Source organism: Piscicoccus intestinalis NBRC 104926, from assembly GCF_001515525.1.
GTDB classification, from domain to species: domain Bacteria; phylum Actinomycetota; class Actinomycetes; order Actinomycetales; family Dermatophilaceae; genus Kineosphaera; species Kineosphaera intestinalis.
This window is the reverse complement of sequence record NZ_BCNQ01000006.1, coordinates 40,577-60,932: the sequence shown is the minus strand read 5'-3', so window position 1 is coordinate 60,932 and position 20,356 is coordinate 40,577. Positions and strand designations below refer to the sequence as shown.

At 70.5% G+C, this 20,356-nt stretch carries 18 protein-coding genes; 3 read left to right on the top strand and 15 right to left on the bottom strand.

Features of this window, described 5'->3' with window-relative positions; genetic code table 11:
* Positions 1–5: 5 nt before the first annotated feature.
* Together ndk and PINTE_RS02515 are read left to right on the top strand one after the other, a co-directional pair.
* Positions 6–431, top strand: coding sequence for a nucleoside-diphosphate kinase (ndk, locus tag PINTE_RS02520; protein WP_068425767.1), 426 nt, complete (start codon positions 6–8; stop codon positions 429–431).
* A 181-nt stretch (positions 432–612) separates the two neighbouring features.
* Complete coding sequence (locus PINTE_RS02515; protein ID WP_068425766.1) at positions 613–1,845, top strand: cupin domain-containing protein; 1,233 nt, start codon at positions 613–615, stop codon at positions 1,843–1,845.
* 112 nt (positions 1,846–1,957) lie between these two features.
* Here the strand turns inward: PINTE_RS02515 and PINTE_RS02510 are convergent, their stop codons facing one another.
* The 14 genes from PINTE_RS02510 to PINTE_RS02445 form a co-directional block, all read right to left on the bottom strand.
* On the bottom strand, positions 1,958–2,611 hold the full coding sequence (locus tag PINTE_RS02510) for a TlpA family protein disulfide reductase (protein ID WP_068425764.1): 654 nt from the start codon (positions 2,609–2,611) through the stop codon (positions 1,958–1,960).
* 35 nt (positions 2,612–2,646) lie between these two features.
* Positions 2,647–3,597, bottom strand: a complete 951-nt coding sequence (gene ccsB, locus PINTE_RS02505; protein WP_068425761.1) for a c-type cytochrome biogenesis protein CcsB — start codon at positions 3,595–3,597, stop codon at positions 2,647–2,649.
* A 31-nt stretch (positions 3,598–3,628) separates the two neighbouring features.
* Entirely contained in the window at positions 3,629–5,296 is a 1,668-nt protein-coding gene (locus PINTE_RS02500) for a cytochrome c biogenesis ResB family protein (RefSeq protein ID WP_068425759.1), read from the bottom strand.
* A 7-nt stretch (positions 5,297–5,303) separates the two neighbouring features.
* Positions 5,304–6,155, bottom strand: a complete 852-nt coding sequence (locus PINTE_RS02495; protein WP_068425755.1) for a cytochrome c biogenesis CcdA family protein — start codon at positions 6,153–6,155, stop codon at positions 5,304–5,306.
* A 2-nt stretch (positions 6,156–6,157) separates the two neighbouring features.
* Complete coding sequence (locus PINTE_RS02490; protein WP_068425751.1) at positions 6,158–7,183, bottom strand: tetratricopeptide repeat protein; 1,026 nt, start codon at positions 7,181–7,183, stop codon at positions 6,158–6,160.
* Between the two features lie 404 nt (positions 7,184–7,587).
* The gene (locus tag PINTE_RS02485) at positions 7,588–9,165 is read right to left on the bottom strand and encodes an ammonia-forming cytochrome c nitrite reductase subunit c552 (RefSeq protein ID WP_157087040.1); all 1,578 of its coding nucleotides are present in this window, start codon (positions 9,163–9,165) and stop codon (positions 7,588–7,590) included.
* Positions 9,166–9,178: 13 nt separating this feature from the next.
* A complete protein-coding gene (gene nrfH / locus PINTE_RS02480) occupies positions 9,179–9,667 on the bottom strand; it encodes a cytochrome c nitrite reductase small subunit (protein ID WP_068425804.1) in 489 nt (162 codons plus the stop codon).
* Between the two features lie 232 nt (positions 9,668–9,899).
* Positions 9,900–10,598 (bottom strand): response regulator, encoded by a 699-nt coding sequence (locus tag PINTE_RS02475; protein ID WP_068425748.1) that lies wholly within the window; start codon positions 10,596–10,598, stop codon positions 9,900–9,902.
* 91 nt (positions 10,599–10,689) lie between these two features.
* Entirely contained in the window at positions 10,690–12,033 is a 1,344-nt protein-coding gene (locus PINTE_RS02470) for a sensor histidine kinase (protein WP_068425745.1), read from the bottom strand.
* Between the two features lie 225 nt (positions 12,034–12,258).
* The gene (locus tag PINTE_RS02465) at positions 12,259–13,482 is read right to left on the bottom strand and encodes a PQQ-dependent sugar dehydrogenase (RefSeq protein WP_068425742.1); all 1,224 of its coding nucleotides are present in this window, start codon (positions 13,480–13,482) and stop codon (positions 12,259–12,261) included.
* Positions 13,483–13,565: 83 nt separating this feature from the next.
* The gene (locus tag PINTE_RS02460) at positions 13,566–14,222 is read right to left on the bottom strand and encodes a LutC/YkgG family protein (protein ID WP_068425739.1); all 657 of its coding nucleotides are present in this window, start codon (positions 14,220–14,222) and stop codon (positions 13,566–13,568) included.
* Positions 14,222–15,787: a LutB/LldF family L-lactate oxidation iron-sulfur protein gene (locus tag PINTE_RS02455; RefSeq protein WP_084343139.1), complete on the bottom strand. Its 1,566-nt coding sequence runs from the start codon at positions 15,785–15,787 to the stop codon at positions 14,222–14,224. Before PINTE_RS02455 ends, PINTE_RS02460 begins: the two co-directional genes overlap by 1 nt.
* Complete coding sequence (locus tag PINTE_RS02450; RefSeq protein ID WP_084343138.1) at positions 15,784–16,605, bottom strand: (Fe-S)-binding protein; 822 nt, start codon at positions 16,603–16,605, stop codon at positions 15,784–15,786. The genes PINTE_RS02455 and PINTE_RS02450 overlap by 4 nt, the downstream gene beginning before the upstream one ends.
* A gap of 67 nt (positions 16,606–16,672) precedes the next feature.
* Entirely contained in the window at positions 16,673–18,394 is a 1,722-nt protein-coding gene (locus tag PINTE_RS02445) for an L-lactate permease (RefSeq protein WP_068425797.1), read from the bottom strand.
* Between the two features lie 160 nt (positions 18,395–18,554).
* Between PINTE_RS02445 and PINTE_RS02440 the strand changes: the two genes are divergently transcribed.
* Complete coding sequence (locus PINTE_RS02440; protein WP_068425737.1) at positions 18,555–19,292, top strand: FadR/GntR family transcriptional regulator; 738 nt, start codon at positions 18,555–18,557, stop codon at positions 19,290–19,292.
* 65 nt (positions 19,293–19,357) lie between these two features.
* Here the strand turns inward: PINTE_RS02440 and PINTE_RS02435 are convergent, their stop codons facing one another.
* On the bottom strand, positions 19,358–20,329 hold the full coding sequence (locus tag PINTE_RS02435) for a glycine betaine ABC transporter substrate-binding protein (protein ID WP_068425734.1): 972 nt from the start codon (positions 20,327–20,329) through the stop codon (positions 19,358–19,360).
* Between the last annotated feature and the right edge of the window lie 27 nt (positions 20,330–20,356).

Genomic DNA, 20,356 nt, shown 5'->3' with positions numbered 1-20,356 from the left:
CGGGGATGACCGAACGATCTCTCGTCCTCGTCAAGCCCGATGGATTCGAGCGGGGCCTGGTCGGCGAGGTGCTGCGCCGCATCGAGGCCAAGGGGTACACGCTCGTGGCGTTGCAGATCCTCACGCCGGACCGCGATCGGCTCGCGAAGCACTACGCCGAGCACGAGGGCAAGCCGTTCTACGACTCGCTGCTGGAGTTCATGTCGTCGGGGCCGGTGGCGGCCGTGGCCATCGAGGGAGTGCGCTGCATCGAGGGGTTCCGCTCGCTCGCCGGCAGCACCGACCCGACGAAGGCCCCGCCCGGCAGCATCCGCGGCGACCTCGGCCGCGATTGGGGGCAGGGCTCCACGCAGAACATCGTGCACGGCTCGGACTCCCCGGAGTCGGCCGCCCGCGAGTTGGCGATCTGGTTCCCGGAGTTGTCCGACTGAGCGCGAGTCGAACCCGCCCACCGATGCGGCGACGACGGCCCGCGGACCGCTCGTGAGCAGGTGTAATCGCCGCTGCGACGGGTAGCGGACCGTCGTGGAGACAACGAGCACGCAGACCGCAGCACCGGCACCCGCGACGTCGACCACCGCGACGTCGACCACCGCGACGTCGACAACCGCGATGCCCTCGTCGCAGCGGCCGGCGCTGAGCCGGCTCGTCGGCGACGCCACGGCGTTCGCCGACAGCGTCTGGGGCCGTGAACCGCTGCTCCGCTCCGACGACCCGCAGTCGTACGCCGACCTGTTCTCCCTCGACGCCGTCGACGAACTCGTCAGCGCCCGCGGGCTGCGCACGCCGTTCCTGCGGCTGGTCAAGGACGGCAAGGAGCTGCCCGAACGGGCCTACACCGGCTCCGGGGGCATCGGCGCGGCGATCGCCGACCAGGCCCGCGACGACCTCATCCACGACGAGGTCGGTCGCGGCGCCACCGTCGTGCTGCAGGGGCTGCACCGGCTGTGGGAGCCGGTCGCGACGTTCTCCGCGCAGCTGGCCGCCGACCTCGGCCACCCGGTGCAGGTCAACGCGTACATCACGCCTCCGCAGTCGCAGGGCTTCGGCGCGCACTACGACGTGCACGACGTCTTCGTGCTGCAGTTCGCGGGCGAGAAGCACTGGCACATCCACGACCCGGTCTTCCCGCTGCCGCTGCGCAGCCAGCCCAACCACCTGCACTCCGCCGCGATCACGGAGGCCGCCCAGGGCGAGCCCACCCTCGACGTCGTGCTGCGCCCCGGCGACTGCCTGTACCTGCCGCGCGGCTACCTGCACTCCGCGACCGCGCTCGGCGGGGTCAGCGGGCACCTGACGATCGGGCTCCCCGCATGGACCCGGCACAGCGTGGCCGAGAAGGTGCTCGCGGTGGTCGCCGAACGCCTGGCGACCGACGAGCGGTTGCGCGAATCACTGCCGCTCGGCGTGGACTTCACCGACTCCGGCGCCTTGACCGGCGAGGTCGACGTCGTGCGGGAGGCGGTGACGGCCGCGCTGCGCGACCTCGACACCGACGAGGTCGCCGCCGGGCTCGCCCAGGAGCACGCCGACGGGCAGCGCCCCGCGCCCGTGCGCCCGTTCGCGCAGCTGGCCGCGAGCCGCGACCTCGACGAGTCCACCCGCGTGCGGCTGCGCGGCCACCTCGCGCTGCGCCCGGCTCACCTCGACGACGGCGGCGTGCGCCTCATCGGTCGCAACGGCCGCTTCACGGTGCCGGCCGCCGAAGCCCCCGGTCTCGACCCGCTGCTCGCCGGGGAGACGGTCACGCCCACCGACCTCGCCGCCGCGACCGGCCTCGAACCCCGGACCGCGACCCGACTCGTGCGGCGCCTCCTCGACGCCGGGGCGGTCGTGCCCGCCTGACGCCACCTCCGCGACGGGACACCTCGAACTCGACGGGACACCCGCGATCGCAGGTGTCCCGTCGAGTCAGGCGTGTCCAGCGCGAGCCGGCCGCACCGCCAAGGGGCTCGCCTCAGCCGATCTCTTTCAAGGCGGTGGCGATCTTCTCCTCGCTGAGGATGCCGACGTGCGTCGAACGCAGCACCCCGTCGCGGTCGATGAAGAAATGCGCCGGGATGCCCATGACGCGGTAGCTCGAGGCGACCTGGGTCTGCGGGTCGGGCACCTGGTCGAAGGTGAGGCCGAGCCGCTGCGCGAACGTCTTGACGGTCATCGCCTCCTCGGAGAGGTAGAACGCGACGATTGCCAGGTCTTTCGGCTCGCCCTCGGCGTGCGCGGCCTGGATGTCCGGCGCCTCGACGCGGCATGCCGAGCACCACGACGCGCCGAACGTCAGCCACACCGGGCGGCCCTTGAGCTGGTCCAGCGACACCGGCTTGCCGTCGATCGAGACGCCGGTGAACCCCGGCGCGGCCTGCCCGATCTCGGGAGCCGGGCCCGACGCCGCCGCGGTGAGCTCGACCGCCTCCACCGACCCCTCGTTGCCGGCCTTGGCGGCGATCGGCGCGTCGGGGCGCAGGAAGTACGCGCCGAGCACGACGAGCGCGGCCGTCAGCGTGAGCACGCCCATCGTGCCGAGCCGGCTCGTGCGGATCCGCTCGCGCCAGTCCCGCGGCTCGTTCTCGTCGCGCACGTCGGGACGGTTCTGCAGGCTCTGGCGTGCCATGTTGCTCCTTGTGGGTCAGGCAGGGCCGGGTGGGATCAGGCGTAGGAGTGCAATCCGCCGAGGAACAGGTTGCCGAAGAACGTGAACAGGATCGCGGCGAAGCCGAGGATGAGCAGCCAGGCGGCCCGGTCGCCGCGCCAGTCGCGGGAGATGCGGGCGTGCAGGTAGGCGCCGTAGATGAGCCACGTCACGAGGGCCGCGGTCTCCTTGGGGTCCCAGCTCCAGTACCGGCCCCACGCGACGTCGGCCCACACCGCGCCGAGGATGATCATGATCGTCAGTAGCGGGTAGGTGAGGATGGCGGCGCGGTAGCCGATCTCGTCGAGCAGCTCGCGGTCCGGCATCCCCTTCCAGCGCACGTGCGGGTGGACGAGGTACAGCGCCGCGGCGCCGAAGGCGACGACACCGGCTCCGTAGGCGAGCATCGCGCACGCCACGTGAATGGCCAGCATCGTGTTGTTGTGCAGAGCCGGCACCAGCGGGCGCACGGTGGAGTCGACGGTCAGCGCGTAGATGAGCATCGCGAGGATGACCGGCAGCACGAACAGGCCGAGCATGCGCACCTTGTAGCGCCACACGAACAGCGTGTACGCGAACAGCATGCCGAAGCTGAACGCGACGGCGAACTCGTGCTGGTTGGCCCACGGGCCGTGCCCGGTGGTGATCGCGCGGCTCACGAGGTTGACGGCGAGGAAGAACGCGGCCAGCCGGGTGACGTTGTCGGCGTACCAGACCAGTCCGCGGGCGTGCTCGGACGACCCCGCGCCGTGGTTGAGGTCGCGCACGACGATGCCGTCGATGGAGTAGCCGGCGTCCTCCCAGGCGCCGGCCTCGCTGCTCGCGGCGCCGACCATCGCGGGGGCTCGCTCGGGCGACTCGTCGTGGGCGTCCCGCCGGTGCTTGACGGCGACCGCGATGTGCGCGAACAGCGCGAGGACGACGAGCGCCGTGCTCGCCAGCAGCGCGTACTGCGAGATATCGAACATCGCTGACCTTCTTTCTGGTGCTGCCTACTGCTCAGGTGTGCCGGGAGCCGGTCGCGGCCGGGACGGTGGAGGTGCCGGCTGCCGTGCCGGACCGGTCGGCCTTGACGGCTCGGCGCACGAAGTCGCCGATCATGCGCCGGAACCGGTGCTCGTAGCCGAGGTCGGTGCGGTCGGTGGACGCGATGACGACGCGGGAACGCACGCGTCCGTGGGCGTCGGTGCCCTCGACGGGGCGCACCCGCACCCACAGCCGCCGCTGCCGGATGAGGAACGTCAGCATGAAGCCGAGCATCATCAGGCCCGAGCCGATCCACACGATGAGCGCGCCGTGGTCGCGGGCCACCGACAGGCCGGTGAACTGGCGCTCGCGCTCGAAGGTGACGTTGAGCCCGGCGATCTGGCCGGAGGCGCCCTGGTCGAGCACCCCGGAGTCGGTGCGCTCGGTCTGTCCGATGCGCACCGCGTCGACCTGCGCCTGGCCGGGCGCGACGAGCGCGTCGGTGCGCCCGGAGGCCCCGCTGATGACCCAGTACTTCAGCCCGTACTTCGGCAGGGTGACCGAGCCGAACACGTGCTTCTCGTCGTCGGTCTGGTACTGCAGCGGCACGCCACCGTCGAAGAGCACCTGACCGGAGGCGGGGTCGGTGATCCGCAGCATCGCGGCGATGCCGAAGTACGACTGGTAGATGACGACGCCGTCGTAGCGCATCGGCTGGTTGACCCGCACGTCCTGGCGCGCCACCTGCTGGCCGTTGTCGTACAGCACGAGGTCGGAGACGAAGTCCATCGGCTGGCCGTTCGGGTGGTACGAGTCGCTGAACCCGTGCACCTCGATCGCCAGGTCGGTGCCCTGCCCGACGTCGGCGGTGCTGCCCACGGTCACCGGAAACTCGTTGAGGCGGAAGCCGAACGTCGAGGTCACGAGCACGCCGACGAGGATGATGACGAAGGCCGTGTGGGCGATGAGGGTGGCGAACGGGGCCAGGTGGAAGCGGTCGGCGTAGCACGAGCCGTTCGGGTCTTTCGGGTCGTCGACCACCCGGTACCGGTGGGAGCTCAGCATGCCCTGCACGCGCTGCAGCGCCTGGTCGGGGGTGCCCGGCATGACGATCTCGGCGCGCAGGCCGGCGCGAGCGAAGAACGCGTCGCTGGGGTGCACGTGCGGGCGCTTGGACCGCTGCCACAGCGACGGCGTGCGGTGCGTCGTGCACGCGATGATGCTCAGCGTCAGCATGATCGTCGTGACCTTGAACGCCGGCGACGCGAAGATGTGGAAGAAGCCGATCGTGTAGAGGATGTCGGTCCAGCCGCCGTAGCGCGGCCGCACCGTGTCGAGCCACGAGCGGTAGGCGTCGGAGTCGCCGCGCACCCCGTCCGGAGACTGCTCGAGCAGCGTGCCCATGAGCGTCAGGAACGCCATGAACAGGATGAGGATGATCGCCACGTGCTTGCTGTAGAAGAACGCGTAGATCCGGCGGGACAGGTTCTTCGGGGCGAACGCGCGCCGGGCCCCGCTGCGTCCGCTGCGTCCGCCACGTCCGCCGCGACCGCGCCCGTGGTTACCGCCGCCTCCGCCGCCGAACCCGGTGCGATCGCCGCCTGAGCCGCCGGAGCCGCCGTCCTGCCGGGGCTCCTCGCCCTGGCGGAGGTAGACCTGCGGGCCCTGCACCGGCCGGACGATGTCGACAGATCTGGTCATGATGTCCTCACAGTCCGTACGCGGGCAGGAGGCCGGTGAACCGGCCGAACAGGTCGGTGACGATCGCGAACCCCAGCAGCACCATGAGCGCGCCGCTGACGAGCGAGATCGTGGCCTCGTGGCGGGCCAGGGCGCGCATCCGCTGCTGCACGGCGTCGACACCGAGCGCGACGAGCACGAACGGGATGCCCAGCCCGAGGCAGTAGGCCAGCAGCAGAACGATGCCCGGGGCGACGCTCTCGCCGCTGGAGGCCAACCCGATGACGGCGCCCAGCGTCGGGCCGATGCACGGTGTCCAGCCCGCCCCGAACGCCAGGCCCATGAGAGCCGAGCGCCGATAGCTCGGGCGCAGCGACCCCGGGTCGACGACGGCCGGCCGCGGGCGCGCGGCGGTGGCCAGCCCGCCTCCGGCCGGCGCGTGCGGGCCGGAGGCGGACCCTTGCAGATCACCGCTGGCGACGAGCACCGTCTGCATCGGCACCCGCACCTGGCGGCGCAGGAACGGCAGCTCGATGAGACCGGCGACGTGCAGGCCGAGCACGATGATGATCGCGCCGCCGACGATGCGCAGAGCGGAGCGGTACGGGCTGAGCACGTGGCCGAGCACCCCGACCGAGGCCCACACCGCGACGAAGACGGCGGTGAACCCGAGCACGAACACGACGGCCTGGGTGGCGGCCGCGCGGCGCAGGGCCCGCCGGCTCGCCGCATCGAGCCCGCCGTCGACGTCGGCCTGGGCGCGGCCGCCGAGCAGGTAACTGACGAAGACCGGCACCACCGGCAGGAAGCACGGCGAGGCGAACGAGATCACCCCGGCGAGCACCACCAGCGGCAGCGCGAGCAACGTCGAGTCGGCCATGGCTACTCCGCCGCCCCCGTGGAGCCGGAACTCGGAGCCGGTGCGGCGGGTGCCGAGGGTGATGCCGTGCTCATCTGCTGGATCCGCGCGAGGTGCGCCTGGGCGGTCTTCGCGATCTGCGAGTCCGGAGCCAGCTCACTGACCTTGGTCCACTCGGCCGCGGCGCTCTTGGCGTCCGGCGGGTTCTTGCTGAGGTAGAGGAAGCCCAGGTCGTAGTGCGCCTCGGCCGACTTCGGGTCGATGCGCAGCACCTCGCGCCACTCCTTCTCGGCGGAGGCGGTGTCGCCCTGGTTGAACTTCGACGCGCCGAGCGCGAGCCGGGCGTCGGTGTCCTTCGGGGTGACCTCGAGCACGCGGGCCTGCCAGGTGGCGGCGTTGGCGTAGTCGGCGGCCTGCACGTACATGTTCGACAGGTCCCGCATCGCGTCGACGTCCTTCGGGTTGGCCTGCACCCGCTGGGAGAGGGTGTCGACCTTGGCCGGGTCGACGGGCACCGGCGTCGGGCCCATGCCCATGCCCTCCGGCATGCCGCTGGCGGCATTGGCCAGGCTCGTCTCCTGCGCCGGCTGCTCGGCGCCGGAACGGTCTCCGAGCTGGTACACCCCGAAGATCACCCCGAGCACGATGACGACGAGGGCCAGCGCGGTGATCGGCGTGCGCCCCTTCTCCTTGGCGGCGTTGCGCTGCGCGGTGCGCCCGTAGACCGTGGGCCTGGCCTCGACGTCCTCGTCGAGATCGGCGAGGTCACGCAGGCCGTCGGCCTGGTCGCCCGCGGCCTGCCCGGTGAGCACGGCGTGGGCGGCGTCGGCGGTGCGCGACTGCCGGCGGGCCCACTCGTGCAGGGGGGAGGGGGCCTGGTCGAGGTAGCGGTTCAGTTCGCGGTGGAGCCGGTCGAGGTCGGCCGCGCCGACCGTCTCGTCGACGCCCATCCAGGTGCGCAGCCGCTCATCGAGGTCCGCGGGCGGGCGCGCCGAGGGGCCGTCCGCCGGGTCGGGGGCTCCGTCCGCCGCTGGGGTCCGCTGCGCCATTGGTTTCGTCCTGCCGTTCGGTGTCGGGGGATTGGTATGCGCCGAAGTCGTGCGTTTCGTATGTCGTCGGTGTCTTGTCGGTCGAGCCGTCGTTCGAGTGCTCTGGTCGTGCGTTCGTGCTCGGCCCTGTGACCGCTGCAGGAATCGGCCTCCACACTCTCTCCGCGGCGGCGCCGCGACCATCTGTCGTCAGGCACGTCCGGGATAGATCCGGGATCGGCCGTGGTCATGGCGACCAGGCCATTCGCACCGGATGGGTATAGGCCGGGTATAGCCGCCGACTGTGCCCCCATCCGCTGCCGGTGCGCCCAGACACGACGGTGCCGGGGGCGGGATCCCCACCCCCGGCACCGTGTCGTGCGGGCTATCTGTCGTGCGAGCTACCGATCAGCTCGTCGACTCGGTCACGGCGTGGCCGCCGGGCTCGGCGGGGCCGAAGCCGTCGTGGCCGACGTGTTGGGCGACTGGGTCGCCGGCTGAGTCGGCTGCTGCGTCGCGCCCGGGGCGTTGGCCTTGGGGCTCGGGGCGGCACCGCTCTGGTCCGGACCGTTCTGCTCGGCGGGCTCGGTGACCTTGCCCTGCAGGGCCATCTGGCCCTTGCGCGCGGCGTCGATCGCGTCCGCGAAGATGCGGTTGCTCTCGCCGGGGGCGTGGAAGCCGTAGCTGTTCTCCGAGTAGAGGTAGTCGTTGAGGAAGCTCGCCTTGCGGTGGTAGCTGCGGGCGATGGCGATCCGCTCGGGCGGCGTGCCGTTGGTCTGCGCGGCCTCGAGGTCGGCGATGAGGTCCATGAGCGAGTCCATCGACACGTCGCGGGTGTGGATGAAGCGGTCCTGGATCGTCTTGACCCGGCCCTTCATCTCCTCCTCGGACGCGCTGTGGCACGTCTGGCAGGAGTTGTTGACCATGAGCAGCGGGCTGCGGATGTGGTGGTCGGTGAGCTTGACGGCGCCCTCACGCTTGTACGGCATGTGGCAGTCGGCGCAGCTGACGCCGGCGCTCGCGTGCACACCCTGCTGGCTCAGGTCGAACTCCGGGTGCTGGGCCTTGAGCATCTTGGTGCCGGTGGTCGGGTAGACCCAGTCGACGTGGTCGGTGGAGTCGGCCATGATGTTCTCGACCTTCAGGCCCTGGCCCCACGGGAACGTCAGTTCCTTGGTGTCGCCCTTGAAGTAGTACTCCACGTGGCACTGGGCGCAGACGAAGGTACGCATCTCCTGCGGGCTCGCGTCCTTGTTGACGTCGTAGTTGCTGACGCCCTCGTGCTGCTTGAGCCGCTGCATGCCGTTCTGGAAGGCCGGCCGCGTGACGCGCAGCTGGTTGGTCTTCGGATCGTGGCAGTCGATGCAGGCCACGGGGTGCTCGGCGAGCTTGGTGGCCTCGTCGTACGGCATCTTGTTCATGGCCGCGAAGCCAGCGTTCATGTCGCCGTTGCCGAGCTCTCGCATGATCTTCACGGTCGATGCGTGGCAGTTCAGGCACGTACCGGGCTGCTTGAACTCGGTGACGCGGCGGGTCAGCCGCTGGTCCTCGAGCATGTAGGCGTGGCCGCGGGCCTCGCGGTAGTCGACCGAGAACGGGTACCCGATCCACATCGTCACCAGCCGCGGGTCCTTCTCGATGCGGCTCTCGGTGGCGGTGCGGGTCTGACCGTTGGCCATCGTCACCTGCACCGGGCGAGAACCGCCGTGCTCGGTGGGCACCATCTCGGTGGTGGCCTGCCACATCGCGTAGTGCTCGGGGTAGTTCTGGCCCCAGACCGCCGGGTCGTAGCTGTTCTCGTCGAGCGGCGTGGACTGGAAGGCGACGTCGCGGGCCTCCTGCTGCCGCTCGAGGATGTTGACGAGCAGCGCCGTCATGCCCATCGTGATCAGCGCGACCACGACGACGGCACCGAGCAGGAACAGCCGCCGGCGCGCCGCTTTCGGCCGGCCTTTACGGGGTGAGTCCGAAGACTGCGAGGACTCGGTATTCGTTGCGTTCATGATCCTCACTCACCTACAGATGCCCGACGTCTCGGTGACAGGACACGCACGACTGGGTGTTCGCGTGCGCCCGGCTGGAGCGCACGGACTGCGTGATGTCCGCGTGGCAGTACAAGCAGGCCTGCTCCGTGACCCGCAGGTTGTACGGCTTGATCCGGATGTTGTCCGGGTGGTTGCCGGTCGTCATGGCCAGACCGTGGAAGAAGCCGTTGGTGGCCTTGTTGGCGTACTTTCCGACGAAGTTGTGCGGTGAGTGACAGTCACTGCACGTGGCGACCTTGCCGTGGCTCGAGGCGAGCCACCCGTTCCACTGATCGCGCATCACGTGACAGTTGACGCACGCCGCGGGATCGCCCGTCAGATAGGACGCCCCTCGGGCGTAACCGAAGGTGAAGAGCCCGACACCCAGGAGCGAGCCGAACACGAAGATGGCCAGCGCGTAGAACGCATTCTTGGGGGTCAACAGCCCCTTGAAGGCGGAGGCTATGCGTGCTCTGTTCATCACCATCCGACCTTTGCTTCGACCTGACGCCGGGCACGAGTGCACCCGACGATGGTCAGCATCCTGCGAATGGGGTCCGCGCACTATCCGCCGGGGGGTAGAGACCGGGTACATCTGCCGTGGGTCCCGGCATAGGGCAACGGCTCTGACCAGCGCTTCTCACGAGAGCCCTGGCTGCTCGGCGGCAGGCGGTGACGGGAGACGAACGAGCCGGGCAGGAGCCCCGCGGCGGTCAGTCGAACTGCGGAGGCAGGCCCAGGCCGTGCCGCACGACGTACGCGGCGGCCTGGATGCGATTCTCCATGTGCAGCTTGTGCAGCGCGTTGTGCACGTGGTTCTTCACGGTGCCTTCGGTGATGTGCAGCTGCCGGCCGATCTGCCGGTTGGTCAGGCCGTCGGCGACGAGGCGCAGGATCTCCAGCTCCCGTTCGCTGAGCGCGGCCCGCGGCTCGATGACGGGAGCCGGTGCGGGGGAGCGGGTGCCGCCGCGCAACTGGGCGAACAGCCTCCCGACGAGGGCGGGGGAGACCGGGCTCTCGTCGCGCATCGCGGCCCGGATCATCTCGAAGAGCTGGTCGGGGCGCAGGTCTTTGAGCAGGTACCCGTGCACGCCGCGGCGCACCGCCTCGACGAGGCGCTCGTCGTCCTCGACGACACTGAGCATGAGCACCTTGGCGCACGGCACGTGCTCCTGCATGAGCCCGGCGGCCTCGATGCCGTCCATGACCGGCATCTCGACGTCCATGAGCACGACATCGGGCTCGGCCTCGCGGGCCCGCTCGACCGCCAGGAGACCGTTCTCGGCCTGCGCGACGACCTCGAGGTCCGGCTCGTCGTTGATGAGCGAGGAGATCGCCATCCGGAACAGGGGCTGGTCGTCGACGACCAGCACGCGGATCGGGGCGGCGGTCAGCGTGGCCTGCTCGCTCATCGAGGGGATCCTTCCGTGGAGGCGGCCGGGGGTGACTGCCGCAATTGGAACTGACGATACCGAGTCAATTCGGGTGGCATCCGAGGTGTCCTCACGCGGTCAGGCCCTCGCCGGCGCGTTGGGCCAGGGACGGTGTCGGGGAGGGGCCTCGGGTGGCGGTGCGCATCGGGGCCGCGGTGGGGCGCGGGGCGGGCAGGCGTACGACGATCCGGGTGCCCCGGCCGGGTCGGGAATCGACGGTGAGATGCCCGGCGGCCGCCTCGGCCCGTTCGCGCATCGTGTGCAGCCCGAAGCGCCCGGCGTCCGCCGTGGCGCGGGGGTCGAAGCCGCAGCCGTCGTCCTCGACCGTGAGCACGGTGGCGTCGCCGTCCCGGGCGACCCGCACGGTCGCGGTCTCGGCCCCGGCGTGCTTGCGCACGTTGGTCAGCGCCTCCTGCACGAGCCGCAGCACGTGGGCTCGGCTCGTGCCGGGCAGCTCGAGGCGGGCGCCGTCCTCGACGACGAGCCGGGCTTCGATCCGGGCCTGGCGCTCGAAGGCCTCGACGCACCGGTCCAGGCCCTCGAGGAGCGAGCGGTCGGTGCGGGCCGTCTCCCGCAGGCCGAAGATCGATTCGCGCACGTCGGTGTGGGCCTCGTGGCAGATCCCCGCGAGTTCGCGCAGCTCGTGCTGGGTGCCTGCCGACACCTCGGGGCGCGAACTCAGGGCCCACAGCCGCATGTGGGTGACCGAGAGCACCTGGGCGAGGCTGTCGTGCATCTCGCGGGCGATGCGCACCCGCTCGGTGAGCACCGCGGCCTCCCGCTGGGAGGCGGCCATCCGGGCGTGGTCCTGGGCCAACCGGCCCAATTGGGCGAGGGTGTCGATCGTGCGCTGGTCGGCCTCCTCGAACGCGCGGCCCCGGCGGGTCGCCCACAGGCGCGGCAGCGGGGCGTCGGCTCCGGTGACGGTCGAGAGGAGGAGCCGGTGTCGCCCACCGCGTGCGGGCGGTACCGGGCCGTCGCCGGCCTCCTCGGCTGCGAGCAGGTGCCGGGTGTGCGCGAGGATGCGCGCGGAGGTGGCGGACCGGTCGTCGTCGCGCGAGATCGCCAGCAGCACATCGCTGATCGCCGACAATTCGCGATTGCGACGCAGTGCCAATCGATAGCCCCGGCTGACCAAGAGGTACATGCCCAGCCCGAAGGCCAGCACCCCGGCGTGGGTGAGCAGGCTGACGGCGAGCCGGCCGTGCTGGGGCCAGACGTCCTGGACGAGCACCGGCCGCATCACCTGCAGCAGCACGACGAACAGCACGGGCAGGGCCAACCCGGCGAACTGCAACCGGCGCAGCCGGGACTCCTCCGTGGTGAAGGTGTCGGCACCCCACCAGCGGGGATCGCGGCGGCCTGGATCGCCCTGCCGCGCGGCCCCGTCGCCGTCTGCCTCGATCAGCGTCACCGCACGCTCCGTCGCCTACTGCTTACAACGCCTGACAACGCCGACGAACTGCCATCAAAAAAGAAGATCGGCTCCGTCAGAATACCTATCCGGAGGCACAGGCTACCCACAGAATGTGCCCGTTCTGGAGCGTTCGTCACAGACCGATTGATCTAGGAGTCTGTGCAATTGAGCATGTCGTGTCGACAATTCGACTATCGAACCGGAATGGGGTTTCGGCGATGATCAGCCCTTCGGAGTCAGCCGCCACAGCTCGCCGTCAGTGCCGTCGGTGAGGAGCCACAGCGCCCCGTCCGGCCCCTGGACCACGTCGCGGATGCGGCTGCCCAGATCCCAGCGGTTCGCCTCGGTCGCGTTCGTTCCGTCGAGGTCGACGCGCAGCAGTGCCTCGCCGGAGAGGGCCCCGATGAACGCGTCGCCCTGCCACGGGGCGAACAGGTCGCCGCTGTAGATCATCAGGCTGCCGGGGGAGACCGAGGGGTTCCACGAGACCTTCGGCGCCTCGTACCCGTCTGAGGCGGTGTGGTCGGGAATGTCGGCGCCGCCGTAGTGCGAGCCGTTCGAGGCGTTGGGCCAGCCGTAGTTCGCGCCCTCGACGATGAGGTTCACCTCGTCGCCGCCCTGCGGCCCCATCTCCGAAGACCACAGGTTGCCCGCCGCGTCGAAGGCCAACCCCAGTGGGTTGCGGTGCCCGTACGACCAGATCTGCGCGGCCACCCCGCCGCGGTCGGCGAACGGGTTGCCCTGCGCGGGCGTGCCGTCCGGGTTCAGCCGCACGATCGTGCCGAGGGTGTTCGACAGGTCCTGGGCGGGCTGCATCTTCTGCCGGTCGCCGGAGGAGACGAACAGGTAGCGGCCGTCGGGGCTGAATGCCATCCGGTGCGAGAAGTGGCCGGTGCCGTCGACCTTCGGCTCCTGGCGCCAGATGACCTGCAGGCCCTCGAGCCGGGGCGTGCCGTCGGTGTGCAGGGTGGCGCGGCCGACCGCGGCGCCCGACCCGCCGGAGCCGGTCTCGGCCCAGCTGAGGTACACCTGGTTGTCCTGTGCGAAGTTCGGCCCGAGCACGACGTCGCCGAGGCCGCCCTGCCCGGCGTGCGCGACCTGCGTGGTGCCCTCGACGCGCACGGCGTCGGCGCCCCCGCTGGGGTCGGCGAGCATGAGGTCGCCGCCGCGCTGGGTCACCAGAGCCTTCCCGTCGGGCAGGAACGCCATCGCCCACGGCTCGTCGAACTGCGCGACCTGCTCGATCGTGAAGGGGTCAGCGGGGTCCAGCGACTGCGCCGGGGTCGCGGCCGCGGCGCCCGTGCCGCCCGTGCCATTCGACCCGCCCGCCTGCGCCTGCCCGCCGCCCTCGGGGGCGCCGGCGCCGGAACACCCGGCGACGGCTCCGGCCGCCAGGGCGCACAGCAGGATTCGGGGGAGCCGGGCGGAAGCGGGGAAGGCGCGCATGGCCGCGACCCTAGGCGCCCGCCCCGAGCCGTGCCTGAGAATTCACTCAGAGACCTCAGAGACGCCCAGAGGCGGCGAGGCCGTCAGTCGGTCGCGAGGATCACCCACAGCGTCCGCGGCCCGTGCACGCCCTCGACGCGGGAGAGTTCGATGTCGCTCGTGGCGCTCGGCCCGCTGATCCAGGTGATCGGACGGCGGTCCTGCACCGCGCCGCGCAGCCGGCCGACCGCCTCCGGCACGTCGGAGACGACCTGATCGGCCCGCACGACGCAGACGTGCACGTCGGGCACCAGCGACAGGGCACGCCGGCCCTGATCGCCCGCGTGGTCGAGCATGATCGTGCCGGAGACGGCGGCCCCGACCGCGGCGGCCGTGACGACCGCGTCGGTGCCGTCGAGCTCGACCTGCGTCAGCGGCGGTTCGTCGGAGCGGATCGTCACGTCGGTGCCTTCGATCGCCGCCCGCCATCCGGCGTCGAGCTCGGCCGGGAGCACGACCGAGCGGGCTCCGGTCTGGCGTAGGGCGTCGACGATCCGCTCGCCGACCTCGCCCGCCGGGCACCGCACGACCGTCGCCTTGTAGTCGACGACGCGCTCGACGAACAGGTCGAGCACGTCGCCGGAGACCGTGGGCCGGTGGTACTCCCACGCGACCGGGGTGTCCTCGGACGCCGCGACGGTGCGGTCGACGTCGCCGGTGGCGGAGCGGATGCGCTCCAGGATCTCCTGCTTGGCGCTCATCACTTGCCTCCGCGCTCGCGCTTGTACCAGGACCGGAACGACTCCTTCGGCGGCACCGGCACGTCCCGGCTGTTCGTCCACTTGCTCAGCGGGTAGGGCATCGGGCCGATGTGGTCGGCCCGGCCGAGGACCTTGCCGCCGATCCCGGCGGCCTTCGTGGCCGCGGCCCAGCGCCGACCGTCGGACATCATCCAGGCGGCCGACTTCATCATCGCCGGCTCGGTGTGCAGCGACGGGTGCTTGGTGTTGGCCTTCTTGCTCTCCACGACCTTGTTGCGCATGTGGACGAGCAGGTCGGGGATGGGGATGCGCACCGGGCACACGTCGAAACACGCGCCGCACAGGCTCGAGGCGAACGGCAGGCTCTGGTCGACCTTCGACATGCCCTCGGTCGTGCCGCGCAGCTGCGGGGTGAGGATCGAACCGATCGGCCCGGGATAGACCGAGCCGTACGCGTGGCCACCGACCTTCTCGTAGACCGGGCACACGTTGATACACGCCGAGCAGCGGATGCAGCGCAGCGCGTCGCGGCCCTTGACGTCGGCCAGCACCTTGGTGCGGCCGTTGTCGATGAGCACGACGTGCATGTTCTGCGGGCCGTCGCCCGCGCGGGGGCCGGTCCACAACGAGGTGTACGGGTTCATCCGCTCGGCGGTGCTCGAGCGCGGCAGCAGCTGCAGGAAGACCTCGAGGTCGTCGAAGGTCGGCAGCACCTTCTCGATGCCGACCACGGAGATGAGCGTCTCGGGCAGCGTCAGGCACATCCGGCCGTTGCCCTCGGACTCGACGACGACGAGCGTGCCCGTCTCCGCGACGGCGAAGTTGGCCCCGCTGATGGCGACCTTGGCGCGCAGGAACTTCTCGCGCAGATGCAGCCGCGCGGCCGCCGCGAGGTTCTTCGGCTCGGCGTCGACGTCGGCCGGGGCGGCCTTGCCGTACTGGCCCATCTCGCGCAGGAAGATCTCCCGCACCTCGGCCCGGTTGCGGTGGATCGCCGGCACGAGGATGTGGCTGGGCCGGTCGTGACCGAGCTGCACGATGAGCTCGGCGAGGTCGGTCTCCCAGGCCGCGACGCCCGCCTCCTCGAGCGCCTCGTTCATGTCGATCTCCTGCGTGGCCATCGACTTGACCTTGACGACCTCGCTGGCGTCGGTGCGGTAGTCGTCGCCGAGGGCCTGCGTGACGAGGCCGACGATGATCTCGTTGGCCTCGGCGGCGTCGCGCGCCCAGTGCACGATGGTGCCCGCCCTGGTCAGCGACTCCTCCAGCTGCTCGAGGTAGCTGTCGAGGTGGCGCAGCGTGCGGTTCTTGATGGCCTCGCCGGCCAGCCGCAGCTCCTCCCAGTTGTCGAGCTCGGAGACGACCCGCGCCCGCTTGGTGCGGATCGTCGTCATCGCGTGGTGCAGGTTGCCGCGCTGCACCGGGTTCGACAACTCGGCGCGGGCCGCGACCGGGAACTTCGGGGAGTCGATGAGGTCGCCGGACGGCGGCGCGGGGGTGAGCCGGCGCGGGGTCGGCAGCGGGACGGGGCCGGGGCTGCCGGCCGGGCGGGTCGGGGCGGTCATGCCAGCGCTCCTTCGGCTCCTCGGGTTGCTTGGGCTCCTTGGGCTCCGGTGGCCACCGAGGTCGTGCCCTCGGTGTGGGCCAGGATCTCGGCCAGGTGGATCGGCTTGATGCCCGATTGGCCGCGGTTCAGCACACCGGAGATGTTCAGCAGGCACAGGTTGTCGCCGGTCACGAGGTATTCGGCGCCGGTGTCGGCCACGTGCCGGGCCTTGTCGGTGGCCATCGCCACCGACACGTCCGGGTTCTTCAGCGAGAACGTGCCGCCGAACCCGCAGCACCGGTCGGCGTCCTCCAGCGGCAGCACGGTGATGCCGCGCACCGCCTCCAGCAGCCGCATCGGTTTGTCACCGACGCGGGCGACCCGCAGCGAGTGACAGGTCGGGTGGTAGGTGACCTTGTGCGGAAAGTACGCCCCGACGTCGGTGACGCCGAGCACGTCGACGAGGAACTCGCTGATGTCGTAGACGTGTGGCACAACCTGGGACACCGCGCGGGCCAGGCCGGCGTCGCCGGCGTGCTCGGCGAGCATTTCGTGCTGCTCGCGCACGGCACCGATGCACGAGCCCGACGGGCCGACGACGTAGTCGTACTCCCCGAAGGTCTCGACGAAGTTGCGCACGACCGGCACGGTCTCGTCGAAGTAGCCGGTGTTCGTGAACGGCTGGCCGCAGCAGGTCTGGCGCTCCGGGAACACGACCGTGCACCCGAGCCGCTCGAGCAGCGTCAGCACGGCCTTGGGGGTGTCGGGAAACATCACGTCGCTGGCGCACGTCGCGAACAACGCCACGGTCTTGCCCTCGCCGGGTCGGGTGGTCATCGCCTGCCTCCGTAGTTCCAAGGGTCGAGCACGACGCTAGTGCAGTTGGGGGTCGCCCGTCCGGCCGTCACGGCAGCATCCAGGACAGCACCGGGGTCGACTGCAGGCCGACCAGGAGGCACATGACGACCAGCAGGCCGAGGCTCCACCAGATGACCTTGCGGAAGATGTCGGACTCGCAGCCGAGGAGGCCCACGGCCGTGGCGGCGATCGTGAGGTTCTGCGGGGAGATCATCTTGCCGACGACGCCGCCGGAGGTGTTCGCGGCGACGAGCAGGGTCTCGTCGATGCCGATCTGCTGGGCGGCGGTCTGCTGCAGCGTGGAGAACAGGGCGTTGGCAGAGGTGTCGGAGCCGGTGACCGCGGTGCCCAGCCACCCGAGCACGGGGGAGAGGAAGGCGAACGCGGCGCCGGTGCCGGCGATCCAGTAGCCGATGGTGATCGTCTGGCCCGAGAGGTTCATGACGTAGGCCAGCGACAGCACCGTCGCGACGGTGAGGATCGCGAAGCGCATCTTGTGAGCGTTGAACGTGAAGACCTTGAACCAGTCGCCGAGGCTGACCTTGTAGGCCAGGGCCACGATGAGCCCGCAGATGAGCAGGATCGTGCCGGGGCTGGACAGCCAGGTGAACGTGTAGACCGTCGAGCTGTTCGGGGTGCCGGCGGCGGTGAGGACCTGTCCGTTCAAGCCCGGCCAGGGGATCTTGATGTCGGTGCCGGTGAGTGCGGCGTTGATCGCGGGCACGAGCTTGGCGATCGAGAACACCGCGATGACGAGCAGGTAGGGGAACAGGGCCATGAAGATCCGGCCGCCGGTCAGCGGCGAGGTGTCCTGACGGGCCTTCGTGGCGGTCGCGGTGCCGCCGCCACCCGAGTGCGTGCCGGCCGCCTCGTTGGGGTCCGTGGCGCCGAGCTCACGCATCTCGCGCTCGTGCGCCTCCTGCAGCGAGGCGCGGGCCTCGTCGCGGCCCTGCGGCCGCCAGAAGCGCAGCATGATGACGATCGCGGCGAGCCCGCACAGCGAGGAGATGATGTCGGTCAGCTCCATCGAGATGTACGTCGCGCTGATCCACTGCGTGATGCCGAAGACGGCTCCGGTGACGACCGCGACGGGGAAGACCTGGCGCACGCCGCGCTTGCCGTCGGTGAGGAAGCAGATGAACAGGGGCACGAAGAAGGCGATGATCGGGGTCTGGTGGCCGACGTAGGCGCCGATCGTCTGGGGGTCGATGTGGGTCAGCCGGCCGGCCGTGAGGATCGGGGTGCCGATGGCGCCGAAGGCGACCGGGGCGGTGTTGGCCAGCAGCACGACGGTGGCCGCGCGCAGGGCGGAGAAGCCGACGGCCATGAGCATGACGCCGGTGATGGCGACCGGCGCGCCGAAGCCGGCGAGGGCCTCCATGAGGCCGCCGAAGCAGAAGGCGATGACGATGGCCTGCACCCGGGGGTCGTCGGAGATGAGGTCGAAGACCTTGCGCAGGTCTTCGAAGCGCCCGCTCGCGACCGTGACCTCGTAGAGCACGATGGCGTTGAAGACGATCCACATGATCGGGAACAGACCGAACACGCCACCGAGCACGGCGGAGTTCAGGGCGTAGCCCACCGGCATCCGGTACGCCAGGATCGCGATGAGCAGCGCCACACCCAGGGCCGTCAGGCCCGCGTAGTGCGCCTTCCACTTCAGGGCGCCGAGCGTGACGAAAATCGTCACCAGCGGCAGGCAGGCCACGAGGGCCGAGAGGGTCAACGAGCCCAACGGGGCCAGGTCGGGTTGATACGCGGCGATCATCAGCACAGCTCCGGGCGACGATTCGGACTGACACCCCATTGGTCAGACCATTACCCGAATGACGGTAGTGGCGCCGTCGGATGGCTGTCAAGAGGTTCGCCGGTCCGGTTCGGGCCGCAACCGGTAGGCCACATATCGGACCCGGTGCGATGATGGCTCGATGCCGACATCCTCGTCCCAGCCGCAGGGGCGCCCTGCGGGGCGGTCGCGCGCCCACGAGATGGTGATCCATCGGGTCGAGGAGCAGATCACCGACGGCACGCTGTCGGTGGGAGACCGGCTCCCGCCCGAACGCGACCTCGCCGCTCGTCTCGGGGTGAGCCGCGCGGCGGTCCGCGAGGCGATGCGGGCGCTGGAGGCGCTCGGTGTGGTGCGGGCCGGCGTCGGGGTGGGGCGCGACAGCGGCACCGTGCTGTCCTCGATGCCGAGCGAGGCGCTCACCCAGATGCTGCGGTTGCACATCGCGCTCGCGAACTTTCCGGCCGACGACGTCATCGAAGCGCGCGTCATGCTCGAGCGCTGGAGCGCGGGCCTGGCCGCCCGGCACGCGAGCGACGACGACCGGGCCCGGCTCCTCGATCTCGTCGAGCGGATGGAGGCGCCGGACATCGCCCGGGACGACTTCAACGAACTCGACACCGCTTTTCACGTCGCGATCGCGGAGGCGGGCCGCAACCGCCTCGTCGCGGACATGACCTCGGCCATCCGCGGCTCGATGCGCCGGGCGATCCTCGACTCGTTCTACGCCCACCCCGACTGGGAGAGCGTGCAGTCCCGCCTGCGCGACGGGCACCGGCGGGTGCTCGCGGCGATCGACTCAGGCGAGGGCTCACGCGCCGCCGATGAGGTCGAGGAGCACATCCGGTACGCGTTCTCCGTGCTCAGTTGGGGCGCGTGAGCCGGCCCGGGGGAGTGTTCCCGATTCCCCGGGCCGGCCGCTGCGCTACCGCCTCAGAAACTGGGTCAGGAGCTGGGTGAGGAGCTGGGCGAGGAGTTGGTCGCGCCGCCCTTGAGCGTGTTGACGTAGTCCGGGTTCTTGGCCAGCCAATCCTGCACGGCCTCGGCCTCCTTGCCCTTGCCGAACGTGTTGACCACGGTGTCTTCGAGCGTGCCGTACTGCTTGTCGTCGAGCTTGAACTTGGCGAGCATCGAGGCGACCTGCGGGAACTCTTGGCTGAAGCCCTTGTGCGCGAGCACATGCAGGCCTTCGGCGGAGCCGAGCGCGCCCTTGGGGTCTTTCAGGTCGCGCACCGGGAAGCTGTTGTTCGCCCAATACGGACGCCACAGCGTGACGACGATCGGCTGCTTCTTGTCGATGGCCGATTTCAGCTCGGCGAGCATCGCGGTCGTCGACGACTCGACGAGCTGGAACGAGCTACCGAGGTTGTAGGCCGGGAAGACCTTCTCCTTGGTGATCTTCGTCAGGCCGGCGCCCGGTTCGATGCCGACGACCTTGCCGCCGAGTTCGCTGGCGTGCGCGGGCAGCTCGTCGATGGACTGGATGTTGACGTAGTCCGGCACCGCCATCGTCAGCTTGGCGTTCGTGTAGTACGTGTCGAGGTCCTCGAGGTCCTTGCCGTACTGGTCCATGTACGCCTTGTGGGTGACCTCCGGCCACGCCGAGGGGTAGATGTCGATGTCGCCGTTGGCCAGACCGGCGTACAAGGGGGCGGCCTCGGACAACTCGGTGATCTTCACCGTGTAGCCCTCGCTCTCGAGCACGTTCTTCAGCAGGTACGCCGTGCTCAGGCCGTCCGTCCAGCTCGGGATGATCCCCATCGTGATCTCCCGGTCGCCCCCGGCGGCGCCGGACCCGCCGGTGGCTGCGGCGTCCGTGCCCGACCCACCGTCGCCGCCACCGCAGGCCGCGGTGAGGCTGAGCGCCAGGAGCGCGGCACCCATGCCCAGCGCCTGCCGTCGTGTTCGGTGACTCATCCTGTGTCCTTTCCTCGAACAGACCGG

Excerpts from the sequence above, each read along its gene's own strand:
- ccsB (WP_068425761.1), bottom strand. The coding sequence starts at position 3,597 with ATGTTCGATATCTCGCAGTACGCGCTGCTGGCGAGCACGGCGCTCGTC.
- PINTE_RS02440 (WP_068425737.1), top strand. The coding sequence starts at position 18,555 with ATGCCGACATCCTCGTCCCAGCCGCAGGGGCGCCCTGCGGGGCGGTCG.
- PINTE_RS02450 (WP_084343138.1), bottom strand. The coding sequence starts at position 16,605 with ATGACCACCCGACCCGGCGAGGGCAAGACCGTGGCGTTGTTCGCGACG.
- PINTE_RS02495 (WP_068425755.1), bottom strand. The coding sequence starts at position 6,155 with ATGGCCGACTCGACGTTGCTCGCGCTGCCGCTGGTGGTGCTCGCCGGG.
- nrfH (WP_068425804.1), bottom strand. The coding sequence starts at position 9,667 with ATGAACAGAGCACGCATAGCCTCCGCCTTCAAGGGGCTGTTGACCCCC.
- PINTE_RS02510 (WP_068425764.1), bottom strand. The coding sequence starts at position 2,611 with ATGGCACGCCAGAGCCTGCAGAACCGTCCCGACGTGCGCGACGAGAAC.
- PINTE_RS02445 (WP_068425797.1), bottom strand. The coding sequence starts at position 18,394 with ATGATCGCCGCGTATCAACCCGACCTGGCCCCGTTGGGCTCGTTGACC.
- PINTE_RS02455 (WP_084343139.1), bottom strand. The coding sequence starts at position 15,787 with ATGACCGCCCCGACCCGCCCGGCCGGCAGCCCCGGCCCCGTCCCGCTG.
- PINTE_RS02465 (WP_068425742.1), bottom strand. The coding sequence starts at position 13,482 with ATGCGCGCCTTCCCCGCTTCCGCCCGGCTCCCCCGAATCCTGCTGTGC.
- ndk (WP_068425767.1), top strand. The coding sequence starts at position 6 with ATGACCGAACGATCTCTCGTCCTCGTCAAGCCCGATGGATTCGAGCGG.
- PINTE_RS02490 (WP_068425751.1), bottom strand. The coding sequence starts at position 7,183 with ATGGCGCAGCGGACCCCAGCGGCGGACGGAGCCCCCGACCCGGCGGAC.
- PINTE_RS02515 (WP_068425766.1), top strand. The coding sequence starts at position 613 with ATGCCCTCGTCGCAGCGGCCGGCGCTGAGCCGGCTCGTCGGCGACGCC.
- PINTE_RS02485 (WP_157087040.1), bottom strand. The coding sequence starts at position 9,165 with ATGAACGCAACGAATACCGAGTCCTCGCAGTCTTCGGACTCACCCCGT.
- PINTE_RS02435 (WP_068425734.1), bottom strand. The coding sequence starts at position 20,329 with ATGAGTCACCGAACACGACGGCAGGCGCTGGGCATGGGTGCCGCGCTC.
- PINTE_RS02475 (WP_068425748.1), bottom strand. The coding sequence starts at position 10,598 with ATGAGCGAGCAGGCCACGCTGACCGCCGCCCCGATCCGCGTGCTGGTC.
- PINTE_RS02460 (WP_068425739.1), bottom strand. The coding sequence starts at position 14,222 with ATGAGCGCCAAGCAGGAGATCCTGGAGCGCATCCGCTCCGCCACCGGC.
- PINTE_RS02500 (WP_068425759.1), bottom strand. The coding sequence starts at position 5,296 with ATGACCAGATCTGTCGACATCGTCCGGCCGGTGCAGGGCCCGCAGGTC.